Below are 293 nucleotides of genomic sequence, written 5' to 3' on the forward strand. Positions count from 1 at the left end.
TAATCTGGAACATCCAGCTTTAAGAGTTTGGTATTTTTATTGGCCAGCACGATGCCATCTTTCTCCATCAACTCATTATTAAATGCAGTGTTGGCCCGGTCGGCTTCATTCGTTGTCCATTCCAGTGCCAGCCGAAACATGTATCCACGGCGATCGCTTCGCTGCCACACACCAGCCGGGTATTTAACCTCCAATTCAAGGACCGGACTGGCCACGGGGCTATCTACCCAAACTTGCCAAAGTCGGTGTTGCTCTTGCGAGGGGTAGGTGAAGTCCGCTGGACTGAGTTTATT

1 protein-coding gene is annotated in these 293 nt (G+C 50.2%); it reads right to left on the reverse strand.

The features are described from left to right. The coding region (locus ACQRAX_RS25685; RefSeq protein ID WP_427867795.1) for a hypothetical protein at window positions 1-215 on the reverse strand (215 nt) is incomplete at its 3' end. Between the last annotated feature and the right edge of the window lie 78 nt (window positions 216-293).

This window comes from Pseudomonas sp. UM16, assembly GCF_050312595.1.
Classification (GTDB): domain Bacteria; phylum Pseudomonadota; class Gammaproteobacteria; order Pseudomonadales; family Pseudomonadaceae; genus Aquipseudomonas.